Consider the following 12,364-nt stretch of genomic DNA (forward strand, 5'->3'; position numbering starts at 1 on the left):
CCAAAGAAAAAAAGCCTGACCACGCTCGGTCAGACTTTTCTCCTCAATACCCGCTTCCCTGCGCCGTGGCACCGGAGACGATGGCGATTCCGGCGCTTGCTCCGATGCGCGTGGCGCCAGCTTCGATCATGGCCAATGCCGTGGCGCGGTCGCGCACCCCGCCGGATGCCTTGACCCCGATGTCAGGTCCAACCGTCTTTCTCATGAGCGCCACATCTTCCACCGTCGCCCCGCCCGGCCCAAAGCCGGTGGATGTTTTCACATAATGGGCCCCCGCTTCCACGCAGAGCTTGCACGCGGTCACTTTCTCTTCATCGGTCAGCAGGCCCGTTTCCAGGATCACCTTGACCAGCACGCCGCCTGCCGCGTTCACCACGGCCGCAATGTCGCGCTTCACCGTCTCCAGATCGCCTGACTTCAGCGCTCCCACATTCAGGACCATATCGATTTCCGACGCCCCGTTTGCGATCGCGTCACGGGTTTCCGCCGCCTTGACCTCCGGCGTGTTGGCCCCGAGCGGGAAACCGATTACGGTACATACTTTCACATCGGAACCTGCCAGACGATCGGCAGCCCGTTTCACCCAAAACGGGTTGACGCAAACGGAAGCAAAGTCATACTGTTTCGCCTCGTCACACAGCTTGTCAATCATGGCCGCCGTGGCTTCCGGCTTCAACAGGGTATGGTCGATATATTTGTTCAGGTTGTTCATGAAAACTTACACCTCGGTCCCGAAAAGTTTCAGCGCCTTGCGAAGAACGCTCTCGTTGTTTTTGTAGCCGTTTTGCAGCTGCAGCTGCCATGCTTCCTGCGGGGTGCACCAGCGCACCGCTTGAATCTCCGTCTCCTGCACGGTGATCTCGGAGGTATAGGCTTCGATCAGGAAGTAATGCACTTCCTTATCCACTTTTTCGCCGCTTGCCGGATGGATGTAGTCATAATGAACCGTCTCCAGATGTTCAATCAGCCTGCCGCGAATCCCGGTCTCCTCCGCGATCTCCCGCAAGGCGGTCTCCTCGATTGTCTCACCAGGCTCCTGCTTTCCTTTTGCCAGCGTAACCTTGCCATAGCGGTCCACGATCATGAGGAAGAAGAGATCATCCTTCCCCTGCCGGTAGACCACACCGCCTGCCGAAATCTCCTTCATATCGCCCGTTCCTCAAGCTGCGGCAGGCGGACGTCATCGAGAACCCGCACAAACGTCCCCTGGCAGTATTCGGAGCCCGGTTTGTCCAGACGCACCTTGCACACCTTGCCGATCATCTCTTCCGTCCCCGGGAAGACCAGATTCAGATAGTTGTCGGAATAACCCATCAGGAGCCCGCTCGATGGGTCTTCCTTGTACGGCCGCTCCGGAATCACTTCCAGCACGTCCCCGACAAACTGCGAAGCATACGCGACCGTCAGCTCCTGATTCAGCTCCAGCAGCTTGGCGACGCGCTCCCGCTTCACTTCTTCCTCCACCTGATCGGGCATGCGGGCCGCAGGCGTGCCGGTGCGCATCGAATACGGGAACACGTGCAGTTCGGCAAATCCCACCTTTTTGATAAAGTGGTAACCGTTCATGAACTGCTCATCCGTTTCACCCGGGAAACCGACGATCACGTCCGTCGTGATGGCGACGCCGGGAAGCGCCTCGCGCACCCTCACCATCTTTTCGTAAAATTCGGCGGTGGTGTACTTGCGGCGCATCCGTTTCAGCACGTCGTCATCCCCCGCCTGCAGCGGCACGTGCAGATGGCGGCACAGCTTGTCGGAGTGGTTGATCACGTCGATCACTTCCTCCGTGATCTGGCTCGCTTCGATGGAGCTGATGCGGATCCGCTTCAACCCTTCCACCTGATGCAGGTCGACCAGCAGCTTGGCCAGATTGTAATCCTCCAGGTCTTCCCCGTAACCGCCGGTATGAATGCCGGTCAGGACGATTTCCAGATACCCCGCGTCGACCAGCTTCCGCGCCTGCTCGATCACGCTCTCCGGCTTGCGCGAACGCATCAGGCCGCGCGCCCATGGAATGATGCAGAAGGTGCAGAAGTTGTTGCAGCCCTCCTGAATCTTCAGGGAGGCACGGGTGCGGTCCGTAAACGCCGGCACGTCCAGCTCCTCGAATTCGCGGGCCTTCATGATGTTGCCGACCGCGTTGATCGGCTTGCGTTCCGCCTTGATCTGCTCCACGTATTCCAGGAGCTTCTCCCGCCCCTGCGTCCCCACAATAATGTCAACGCCGGGAATGGCGGCAATCTCGTTGGGAGAGGTTTGCGCATAGCAGCCGGTAACGGCCACGATCGCGTCGGGATTGCGGCGGATGGCGCGGCGGATCACCTGCCGGCTCTTCTTGTCCCCGGTATTGGTAACGGTGCATGTATTGATCACGTAAACGTCGGCGGTATCTGTCTCAAAGTCGACGCGCTGGTACCCGCTCGACTTGAACAGCTGCCAGATCGCTTCCGTTTCATAGCTGTTCACTTTACAGCCCAGCGTGTGGAATGCAACGGTAGCCATTGCGATTCCTCCTTTCTCTTGGATGGAGAGATCTATGCGTAAGACCCGATGTGCTCAAAGTGGTAGGAAATGGCGGACAGCACATACTGGCTCGCCGTCTCCGTGCGCAGGATGCGCGGTCCCAAACCGACGGGCGCAATCCCCGCGGCTTCCGCCATCGCCACCTCGTCAGCCGTAAAGCCGCCTTCCGGCCCGATCAGCACCAGCAGCGAATCTCCGGCTGCAAGCGAGGAGAAGACGGCGTGCAGGTTGGCCCTTTCCTCTTTTTCATACGCGATGACGGCCCGGGAATAGCGGCCTGCCTGCGCCACGATCTCCTTGAAGGAGAGGGGAGCCCGCACCTCGGGCAAACGGGAGCGGTGGGATTGTTCCGCCGCTTCCTTGACGATCTTGCCCCAGCGCTCGAGCTTCTTTTCTTCCTTCCTGGCATCCAGCTTCACGATCGTCCGCCCGGAGGAAAAGGGCTGGAAGGCAAAGGCGCCCAGTTCTGTGCCTTTTTGCAGGATCCACTCCATCTTGTCCCCTTTGGGCAGCCCCTGGCCGATCGTCACCCGGACGGGCAGTTCGCTGCGCTCTTCCAGATGGCGAACGATGGCGGCTTTCACCTGCTTGGCCGAAAGCTGGGAAAGACGGGCCAGCGCAACCCGTCCTTGTCCGTCGCAGACGATAATCTCCTGCCCCGTTTCCGCGCGCATCACGTTGACGATATGATGCACGTCGTCACCGGTGATCGTCACTTCCTGCTCGCCAAAAAGGGATGGCGCCACAAAATATCTCTGCATCTATCCAACCTCACTATTTTACCTTTTTTTCGCGACGATGGCTACCCAATCATCGATGGATACCGTCTCCATCACGTCCAGGCGGGATTTGTCCAGGGCCGCCACCACATCTGCCTCCCTGGCACGGATGATGCCCGAGGCGATGAACAATCCGCCGGGAGTGAGGACCCGATGGACATCGTCGGTGAAACGGAGGATGATTTCGGCCAGGATATTGGCTACCACCACGTTTGCGGGCCCTGCAATGCCGTTCAGCAAATCATTCTGGATCACGGTGACGTGCTCGTGCACCTGGTTGAGTTCGGCATTGGCCTGCGCCGAGCGAACCGCCACTTCGTCCAGGTCCATGGCCAGCACCCGCGACGCCCCCAGCTTCACGGCGGCGACGCTCAGGATCGCGGTGCCGGTTCCCACATCGTAGACGGTATCGCCCGGCTGCAGATATTTCTCCAGCGCGCGCAGGCAGAGGATGGTGGTCGGATGGGTTCCGGTGCCAAACGCCATGCCCGGGTCCATCTCGATGACGATCTCGTCATCCCGCTTCGGCGTATATTCCTCCCACACCGGTTTGATGGTGATCCGGTCGGAAACGGCAACCGGCTTGTAATATTTCTTCCAGGCGTGCGCCCATTCATCTTCATGCACATCGTTCACCGAAATGGTTCCTTTGCCTACATCGAGGCCGAAGCTCTCCAATTCCGCCAGCCGTTCCCTGATCGACTCCAGCGTGTCGCCCAGCTTGCTGGAATCTACCGGCAGGTATGCTTTCACGAACACCCCTTCGGCAGGGAAATCATCCGGAGATAATTGGTAAATTTCACCAAACGGTGTGTCCCACTCGCGGTGCAGCACCTCGGGGTCTTCGATCACCACGCCGTTCGCCCCGATCTCGTACAGGATATTGGATACCGCGTCGACAGACTCCGCCGTTGTGTGAATGCATATTTCCGTCCAATTCATCCGCTCAACTCCCCGTCCTCCTAGGCTTCCTTCGTGATTGACGCTACTCGCCACGGAACGCCCGCTTCATTTTTTCAAAAAACGATTCATCTTCTGCCGGAATCCCCATGGGCACATCCCCTGAGAGTCCCGCGAATTCACGCAGCAGCTCTTTCTGTCGCTCGGTCAGCTTGGTTGGGGTCACCACACGCACCTTGACATGCTGATCGCCTCTGCCGCTTCCCCTCAGGTAAGGCACCCCTTTGCCCCGCAGGCGGAAAAAGGTTTCCGTCTGTGTGCCGGCCGGAATCTTCAGCTTCACCCGTCCGTCCACGGTCGGCACCTCGATCTCGTCCCCCAAGGCCGCTTGGGCAAACGTGATCGGCACTTCGCAGTAGATGTCGTTGCCTTCCCGTTCGAAGAATTCATGCGCTTTGACGCGCAGGATCACATACAGATCGCCGGGAGGCCCGCCGTTGATACCGGGTTCCCCTTCGCCCGCCACGCGCAGCTGCGCGCCGTCGTCCACCCCCGCCGGGATGTTCAGATGAATCTTGCGGCGCACTTTCACGCGGCCGGTTCCCCGGCAGGACGGGCATTTCTCCTTGATCACCTTGCCCTTCCCATCGCAGGTTTGGCAGATGCGGCGGTTGACGATCCGGCCGAACGGGGTGTTGGCCACCACTTCCTGCTGGCCGGTTCCCTGGCAGGTTTTGCAGGTTTCCACGCCGGATCCCGGTTTGGCTCCCGAGCCGTGGCAAGTATTGCACTCCGCCTCTTTGGGAATCTCGATGTCCGCTTCCTTGCCAAACACGGCTTCCAGAAAGCTGACCTGCAGGCTGAACTGCAGATCGGCCCCTTTGCGCGGCGCATTGGGATTGCGTCTGCTGCTGCCGCCGCCAAAGAACATGTCGAAGATATCCCCGAAGCCGCCCATGCCCGAGGTGTCGAACCCGCCGAAGCCGCCGAATCCCTGATTCGGGTCTTGATGGCCAAAGCGGTCATACTGGGCCTTGCGCTGGGGATCGGACAGCACGTCGTACGCTTCTTTTACTTCCTTAAATTTTTCCTCCGCGTCCGGCTCTTTATTTACATCGGGATGGTACTTGCGGGCCAAGGTGCGGTACGCCTTCTTGATCTCTTCCGGGCTTGCATCCTTGCCGACACCCAGCACCTCATAATAGTCCCGTTTCATGTCGTCAATCACTCCCGTATCGCTGACAAATCATGTCTTATCATAACACGCGGTCAACTCGAAAAAAAGCCAAAGTCACTGAACCTGACTTTGACTTTTCTTCGAACGATCGCTATGCACGATTATTTCTTATCGTCTACAACCTCATAATCGGCGTCGACGACATTCTCTTTCTTCGCTTCGCCCGCACCCGCATTGCCGCCTTGAGCCGCTTGCGCCGCCTGTGCAGCTTGTGCCGCCTGCTCATACAGCTTGACGGAGATTTGCTGGACGACTTGTGCCAGCTCGTCCTTGGCGCTCTTGATCTCGTCGATTTTGCCGCCCGCAAGAGCCTGTTTCACTTTCTCCTTGGCAGCGTTGGCCTTGTCGATCTCCGCCTGGTCGATCTTGCCTTCCACTTCTTTCAAGGTTTTCTCGGTTGTAAACACCAGCTGATCGGCTTCGTTGCGGATTTCCGCTTCTTCCTTGCGCTTCCGGTCAGCTTCCGCGTTCAGCTCGGCTTCTTTCACCATGCGCTCGATTTCCTCTTGGGACAAGCCGGAATTGGAGGTGATGGTGATGCGCTGCTCCTTGCCGGTGCCCAGATCTTTGGCCCGCACGTTGACGATCCCGTTGGCGTCGATATCGAAGGTGACCTCGATCTGCGGAATGCCGCGCGGTGCCGGCGGGATATCGCTCAGGATAAAGCGGCCCAGCGTCTTGTTGTCCGCAGCCATCGGACGCTCCCCTTGCAGCACGTGGATTTCCACGGAGGTTTGGTTGTCCGCTGCAGTGGAGAACACCTGGGACTTGCTGGTCGGAATCGTGGTGTTGCGCTCGATCAGCTTGGTGAACACACCGCCCAGGGTTTCGATCCCCAGGGAAAGCGGAGTCACGTCCAGAAGCACAACGTCTTTCACGTCACCGGTCAATACACCCGCCTGTACGGCTGCGCCCAGCGCCACCACTTCATCCGGGTTGACGCCTTTGTGCGGCTCCTTGCCGATAAACTTCTTGATCGCTTCCTGTACCGCCGGAATCCGGGTGGAGCCGCCGACGAGAATGACGCGGTCGATATCGTTCGGCGTCAGGCCGGCATCCTGCAGCGCTTGACGGGTCGGTCCCATCGTCCGCTCCACCAGATGGGCGGACAGCTCTTCGAATTTGGCGCGGGTCAGGTTAACCTCCAGGTGCTTCGGTCCCGTCGCATCCGCCGTGATGAACGGCAGGGAGATGGTGGTGGTCAGCACGCCGGAGAGGTCTTTCTTCGCTTTCTCCGCAGCGTCTTTCAGGCGCTGCAGCGCCATGCGGTCCTTGGACAGGTCGATGCCGTGCTCTTTCTTGAACTCGTTCACGAGATAATCGATAATCACTTGGTCGAAGTCGTCGCCGCCCAACCGGTTGTCACCGGCGGTCGCCTTTACTTCGAAGAACCCGTCGGACAGCTCGAGGATGGAAACGTCAAAGGTACCGCCGCCCAGGTCGTATACAAGGACGGTTTGGTCTTCCGACTTGTCAATCCCGTAGGCCAGGGCTGCCGCTGTAGGCTCGTTGACGATGCGCAGCACTTCGAGACCGGCGATTTTGCCCGCATCCTTGGTCGCCTGCCGCTGTGCGTCGTTGAAGTACGCCGGTACGGTAATCACCGCCTGGGTGACCGGTTGGCCCAGGTACGCTTCAGCGTCCGCTTTCAGCTTCTGCAGAATCATGGCCGAGATTTCCTGCGGCGTATACTGCTTGCCTTCCAGGGTCACTTTGTGATCCGTCCCCATCCAACGCTTGATGGAGATCACGGTGTTATCAGGGTTGGTGATGGCCTGGCGCTTTGCGGCTTCCCCGACAATGCGCTCGCCGTTTTTAAATGCGACAACGGATGGGGTGGTGCGGTTTCCTTCCGCATTGGCGATGACGACAGGCTCGCCTCCCTCCATCACGGCTACACAAGAGTTGGTTGTACCCAGGTCAATTCCAATCACGCGACTCATACTATGGTTTCCTCCTTCGTTCGCTCTCTTCTTTACGCATTTACTTTTACCATCGCCGGCCGAACGACGCGGTCTTTAAACATGTATCCCTTCTGCAGTTCTTCCACGACGACCCCGGATTCGAAAGCAGGATCCTCCACCTGCATGACCGCCTGATGGTGATGGGGGTCGAACGGTTTGCCTGCCGCTTCGATCGGCGTCAGGCCTTCTCTTTCAAATACCTGCACCATCTGACGGTACACCATGCTTACGCCCTGCAGCAGCGAATCGACGGTCAGCGACTCCTTGTCGGCCGCCAGCGCCCGTTCGAAGTTATCGAGCGCGGGCAGCAGCTCGGCGATCACTTTAAGCGAGGCATACTGCGTCAAATCGTCCATCTCTTTGCGCAGCCGCTTGCGCATGTTTTCCATGTCGGCCATCGCGCGGAGATACCGGTTGTGATGCTCCTCGGCGGCCGCCTTCCAGCGCTCCACCTCGGCTGCCAGATCCGGCGTTTCCTCGGCTGCGTCCGCTTCCTGCGGCTGCTGCTCTTCCGCCGTCTCCGCCTGTTCCTGGTCCACTTCCTGTTCCAGTTCTACATTTGCTTTCTCTTCACTCAACGCCTTAACCCTCCTGCCTAGCACGCAGGACTTCCTGCGTCACTCAAATTGTTTGGTCAGCATCTGCGACAGCCCGCGTGCCAGATAATCCAAGACCGAGATCACCTTGCCGTACTCCATGCGCGTCGGGCCCAGAATCCCCACGACCCCGACAGGTTTGCCGCCCAGATAGTAGGACGTGGTGACGATGCTGCACTCCTTCATGGCATCCATGTCGTTTTCCTGGCCGATGCGCACCTGAATCCCTTCACCGGGAACATCAAGGAGACGAATCAATTGATCGTTCTGCTCCAGCAGTTCCAGAATGTCTTTTACCTTTTCCACATCCCGGAATTCCGGCTGATTCATGATCTTCGTGGCGCCGCGCAGGAAAACCCGCTCGCCCTCTTCCGGATTGAGCGAACGTTCCAGCATGTGCAGCATCTCTTCATACTGCTCCACATGGCGGCGCATCTCGCCCGCGATCTCCTGGTAAAGCCGCTGGCGAAGCTGCCAAAGCGGCACATCAATCAGCTTGCTGTTCAGGATATTGACCAGTTTCTCAATCTCGCCCGGATGAATGCCTTTGGGCAAATCCAAGAGCTTGTTCTCCACCCGTCCCGTATGGGTGACGATGATGGCCACCGCCTGCTGCTCATTGAGCGGGACGATCTGGATGGCTTTCAGCCGGTGTTCAAATATTTCCGGTCCCAGCACGATCGCCGTGTAGTTGGTCACCTGGGACAGGATGGATGCCGTGCTTTCAATCACCTGTTCGATGTGGTTGATCCGCTCGGCAAACACATTGCGGATATTGTTGAGCTCCTGCTCGGACAAATGCTCGGGACGAATCAGATTGTCCACGTAAAAACGGTACCCTTTGGTGGAGGGCACGCGTCCCGCAGAAGTGTGGGGTTGTTCCAGATAGCCCAATTCCTCCAAGTCCGCCATTTCGTTGCGGATGGTAGCGGATGAGAAACCGATATCGTTACGCTTGGAAATGGTTCGGGAGCCAACGGGTTCTGCGGAATGGATATAATTGTCAATAATCGCATTCAATATCAACCGCTGCCGCTCAGAAAGCATGCTGCTCCGCCCCCTTGAGAAACCTTGCTCTTCTTCCAATTTGTTAGCACTCCCGACAAACGAGTGCTAAACCATATAATAAAATTATCAATAGAAAAAGGTTTTGTCAATGTCTCTCCCTATCCGCGCAGGAAGCGGGCAAAAACCTCGTTGCCCAGCGGCAGCGCCTTCCTGGTCAAACGCAGGTGCGTCGGCGTCCGCTCCAGCATGCCTTTGGCCATCTCTTCGGCCACGATGCCGCCAAACTCATCATCCACGGTGCGGCCGAAGCGGTCGGCAAATCGCTGCAGATCGACGCCCTCCCGCAGCCTGAGTCCCAAAATCATCTGGTCCTCCATCGCTTCCTCGGCGCTGACTGCAAACTGCTCCACCCGGGGCAGTCCTTCCCTGCCCATCTGCATGTAGACGGCAAGCGGTCCGGCGTTGACATGCCGCATCCCGTTGACATACCCGTGGGCACCGGCACCAAGACCATAATATTCGTTATTGAGCCAATAGGTTTTATTATGCCTGCTTTCCATGCCCGGTTTGGCGAAATTGCTGATTTCATACTGCGGATATCCGCTGGCCTCCATCCGGTCGATTAGCATCAGGTACATGGCGAGCTCCGCTTCCTCCGTCGGCAGGGGCAGCTGCCCTTTTTGGTAGAGCGTATGAAAGAGCGTATTCTCCTCCACCTTCAGGCTGTAGGCAGAGAAATGGGTGGTGGGCAGGCGCAGCGCCTCCTCCAGCGTGGCCGCAAAGCCTTCCACCGTCTGGTCCGGAAGCCCGAACATCAAATCGATGGACAGATTGCGAAAGCCGGCCGCCAGCGCATTGTCGATGCTGCGGTATACATCGTCCGTGTCATGGATCCGGCCCAGGCGTTTCAACAAGCCGTTGTCAAACGACTGGACCCCGAAGCTGATCCGGTTCACGCCCATGGCATGCATCAGCCTGAGCTTTTCGCGGTCTGTCGTGCCCGGATTGGCTTCCATCGTGAATTCCATGCCATCCGCCATATAGGGGCCAAGATGGGCATGGACGATCTCCAGGAAACGGCGCATCTGCGCCTGATCGAGGAAGGTAGGGGTCCCGCCGCCGACAAAGATGGTCTCCACCCGCGCCGGGGGAATCTCGGCAAAGGTCAGCGCCATCTCCCGGTCCAGCGTCTCCAGGTAATCCCAGATCAACTGCGGGTTGTTGGTGACAAACGAATTGAAATCACAGTAATAGCACTTGTTGGTACAAAACGGGATATGAATGTAGACGGATGCAGGGGGCATCGGTTTCCCTCCTGTTTAATTAGAAAAACTCGGCTTGCCGCCCGGTCCTCATGGCGAAAGCCGAATTTCCCCTTATACTTTCATCCTATATCGCGGTAGCGAAATTGAACATTTGAAAGTGTAAAATAGGCAGCCTGACAGCAGATCCCCCCGCCAGGCCGCCTAATGACCACACCGCCCGAGGCCCCGTATCCACTTCCAGGGGCTTTCCCAGAATGTCCAAGGATGATGATCGTTATTTCTTGTTGTCCATGCGGAGCACGGCCATGAACGCTTCCTGCGGGACTTCCACCGAGCCCACGGCCTTCATCCGCTTTTTCCCTTCCTTCTGCTTCTCCAGCAGCTTCCGCTTCCGCGTGATGTCCCCGCCGTAGCACTTGGCCAGCACGTTCTTGCGCATCGCGCTGATGGTCTCCCGGGCGATCACCTTGTGGCCGATCGCCGCCTGAATGGGCACCTCAAACTGCTGGCGCGGAATCAGTTCCTTCAGCTTCTCGCAGATCACCTTGCCGCGCTGGTAGGCATTGTCCCTGTGAACGATGAAGGAGAGGGCGTCCACCACTTCGCCGTTCAGGAGAATGTCCATCTTGACCAGCTTGGACGGCTTGTATCCGGCCATCTCGTAGTCGAAGGAAGCGTATCCCTTCGTTCCCGACTTCAACAGATCAAAGAAGTCGTAGACGATTTCGGAGAGCGGCATGTCGTATTTCAGCTGCACGCGGTTCTCCCCGAGGTACTGCATGTCGAGGAAGTCGCCGCGCTTGCCCTGACAGAGCTGCATGACATCGCCGACGTAATCTTTCGGCACCATGATCGTCGCCGTGACATAGGGCTCCTCGATCTGCTCGATCTTCTGCACCTCCGGCATTTTGGACGGGTTGTCGATCTCGATGACGGTGCCGTCCGTTTTGGTGATCCGGTAGACCACGCTCGGGGCGGTGGTGATCAGGTCGATGTTGAATTCCCGCTCGATCCGCTCCTGGATGATCTCCATATGCAGCAGGCCCAGGAAGCCGCAGCGGAAGCCAAAGCCCAGCGCCTGCGAGGTTTCCGGTTCGAACTGCAGGGACGCGTCGTTCAGCTGCAGCTTCTCCAGCGCGTCACGCAGGTCGTTGTATTCGCTGGTGTCGATCGGATACATGCCGCAGAACACCATCGGGTTGATCTTGCGGTACCCCGGCAGCGGCTCGGCAGCCGGACGGGCGGCATCGGTGATGGTATCCCCGACGCGCGTATCGCCGACGGTCTTGATCGACGCGGCCACGTAGCCGACGTCCCCTACCGACAGCTCATCCACCTGTGTCTGGCGGGGCGTGGACGTTCCCACTTCCGTCACCTCGAACGTTTTGCCCGTCGCCATCATCTTGATCTTCATCCCTTTGCGCAGCGTGCCGTTGACGATGCGCACGGAGGCGATCACGCCGCGATACGGATCAAAATAGGAGTCAAAGATCAAGGCCTGCAGCGGCGCATCCGGATCTCCCTCCGGAGCCGGCACCTTTTTGACAACCGCTTCCAGGATCTCCTTGATCCCGATCCCCGCTTTGGCGGAGGCCAGGCACGCCTCGCTGGCGTCAAGCCCGATGACATCCTCGATCTCCTGCTTGACGCGCTCCGGTTCGGCGCTCGGCAGGTCAATCTTGTTGATCACCGGGATAATCTCCAGATTGTTGTCAAGCGCCAGGTAAACGTTGGCCAGCGTCTGCGCCTCGATCCCCTGGGCCGCATCCACCACGAGCAGCGCTCCCTCGCAGGCGGCCAAACTGCGGGATACCTCGTACGTAAAGTCGACGTGTCCCGGCGTATCGATCAGGTGCAGGATGTACTCCTCACCGTCATCCACTTTATAATTCAATCGGACGGCATTCAGCTTGATCGTGATGCCGCGCTCTTTTTCCAGCTCCATGGTGTCGAGAAACTGGTCTTCCATCTCCCGTGCGGAAAGCGCTCCGGTCAGCTCGAGAATACGGTCAGCCAGGGTAGACTTTCCATGGTCGATATGGGCAATGATGGAAAAATTGCGTATCTTTTTCTGTCTTTCTCGGCGATCCAT

General features: G+C 58.3%; 11 protein-coding genes. All 11 read right to left on the reverse strand.

The features are described from left to right. Positions 1-43: 43 nt before the first annotated feature. The 11 genes from deoC to lepA all read right to left on the reverse strand — a co-directional run bounded on the left by deoC (position 44) and on the right by lepA (position 12,364). A complete protein-coding gene (gene deoC, locus G3578_RS02975) occupies positions 44-712 on the reverse strand; it encodes a deoxyribose-phosphate aldolase (protein ID WP_165208523.1) in 669 nt (222 codons plus the stop codon). Positions 713-718: 6 nt separating this feature from the next. After that, the gene (locus G3578_RS02980) at positions 719-1,147 is read right to left on the reverse strand and encodes an NUDIX hydrolase (RefSeq protein WP_165208525.1); all 429 of its coding nucleotides are present in this window, start codon (positions 1,145-1,147) and stop codon (positions 719-721) included. After that, the gene (gene mtaB / locus G3578_RS02985; RefSeq protein ID WP_165208527.1) at positions 1,144-2,502 is read right to left on the reverse strand and encodes a tRNA (N(6)-L-threonylcarbamoyladenosine(37)-C(2))-methylthiotransferase MtaB; all 1,359 of its coding nucleotides are present in this window, start codon (positions 2,500-2,502) and stop codon (positions 1,144-1,146) included. The genes G3578_RS02980 and mtaB overlap by 4 nt, the downstream gene beginning before the upstream one ends. A 32-nt stretch (positions 2,503-2,534) precedes the next feature. Next, complete coding sequence (locus tag G3578_RS02990; protein ID WP_165208529.1) at positions 2,535-3,284, reverse strand: 16S rRNA (uracil(1498)-N(3))-methyltransferase; 750 nt, start codon at positions 3,282-3,284, stop codon at positions 2,535-2,537. Between the two features lie 18 nt (positions 3,285-3,302). Further along, positions 3,303-4,244 carry a 50S ribosomal protein L11 methyltransferase gene (gene prmA / locus G3578_RS02995; protein ID WP_165208531.1) on the reverse strand — a complete coding sequence of 314 codons (942 nt, stop codon included), beginning with the start codon at positions 4,242-4,244 and terminating at the stop codon, positions 3,303-3,305. A gap of 43 nt (positions 4,245-4,287) precedes the next feature. Continuing rightward, the gene (gene dnaJ, locus G3578_RS03000) at positions 4,288-5,418 is read right to left on the reverse strand and encodes a molecular chaperone DnaJ (protein WP_165208533.1); all 1,131 of its coding nucleotides are present in this window, start codon (positions 5,416-5,418) and stop codon (positions 4,288-4,290) included. Between the two features lie 122 nt (positions 5,419-5,540). Then, positions 5,541-7,382, reverse strand: coding sequence for a molecular chaperone DnaK (gene dnaK, locus G3578_RS03005; protein WP_165208535.1), 1,842 nt, complete (start codon positions 7,380-7,382; stop codon positions 5,541-5,543). 32 nt (positions 7,383-7,414) lie between these two features. Further along, positions 7,415-7,981, reverse strand: a complete 567-nt coding sequence (gene grpE, locus G3578_RS03010) for a nucleotide exchange factor GrpE (RefSeq protein WP_165208537.1) — start codon at positions 7,979-7,981, stop codon at positions 7,415-7,417. Between the two features lie 39 nt (positions 7,982-8,020). Beyond that, positions 8,021-9,046, reverse strand: coding sequence for a heat-inducible transcriptional repressor HrcA (gene hrcA, locus G3578_RS03015; RefSeq protein WP_165208539.1), 1,026 nt, complete (start codon positions 9,044-9,046; stop codon positions 8,021-8,023). 119 nt (positions 9,047-9,165) lie between these two features. Further along, a complete protein-coding gene (gene hemW, locus G3578_RS03020; RefSeq protein WP_165208541.1) occupies positions 9,166-10,311 on the reverse strand; it encodes a radical SAM family heme chaperone HemW in 1,146 nt (381 codons plus the stop codon). A gap of 235 nt (positions 10,312-10,546) precedes the next feature. Continuing rightward, complete coding sequence (lepA, locus tag G3578_RS03025) at positions 10,547-12,364, reverse strand: translation elongation factor 4 (RefSeq protein WP_165208543.1); 1,818 nt, start codon at positions 12,362-12,364, stop codon at positions 10,547-10,549.

The organism is Brevibacillus sp. SYP-B805 (assembly GCF_011059135.1).
Taxonomy (GTDB): domain Bacteria; phylum Bacillota; class Bacilli; order Brevibacillales; family Brevibacillaceae; genus Brevibacillus_F.

What these genes read in the sequence shown, in the direction of transcription:
- deoC (WP_165208523.1), bottom strand. Translation starts at nt 712, where the DNA reads ATGAACAACCTGAACAAATATATCGACCATACCCTGTTGAAGCCGGAA.
- G3578_RS02980 (WP_165208525.1), bottom strand. Translation starts at nt 1,147, where the DNA reads ATGAAGGAGATTTCGGCAGGCGGTGTGGTCTACCGGCAGGGGAAGGAT.
- mtaB (WP_165208527.1), bottom strand. Translation starts at nt 2,502, where the DNA reads ATGGCTACCGTTGCATTCCACACGCTGGGCTGTAAAGTGAACAGCTAT.
- G3578_RS02990 (WP_165208529.1), bottom strand. Translation starts at nt 3,284, where the DNA reads ATGCAGAGATATTTTGTGGCGCCATCCCTTTTTGGCGAGCAGGAAGTG.
- prmA (WP_165208531.1), bottom strand. Translation starts at nt 4,244, where the DNA reads ATGAATTGGACGGAAATATGCATTCACACAACGGCGGAGTCTGTCGAC.
- dnaJ (WP_165208533.1), bottom strand. Translation starts at nt 5,418, where the DNA reads ATGAAACGGGACTATTATGAGGTGCTGGGTGTCGGCAAGGATGCAAGC.
- dnaK (WP_165208535.1), bottom strand. Translation starts at nt 7,382, where the DNA reads ATGAGTCGCGTGATTGGAATTGACCTGGGTACAACCAACTCTTGTGTA.
- hrcA (WP_165208539.1), bottom strand. Translation starts at nt 9,046, where the DNA reads ATGCTTTCTGAGCGGCAGCGGTTGATATTGAATGCGATTATTGACAAT.
- hemW (WP_165208541.1), bottom strand. Translation starts at nt 10,311, where the DNA reads ATGCCCCCTGCATCCGTCTACATTCATATCCCGTTTTGTACCAACAAG.
- lepA (WP_165208543.1), bottom strand. Translation starts at nt 12,364, where the DNA reads ATGGATCGCCGAGAAAGACAGAAAAAGATACGCAATTTTTCCATCATT.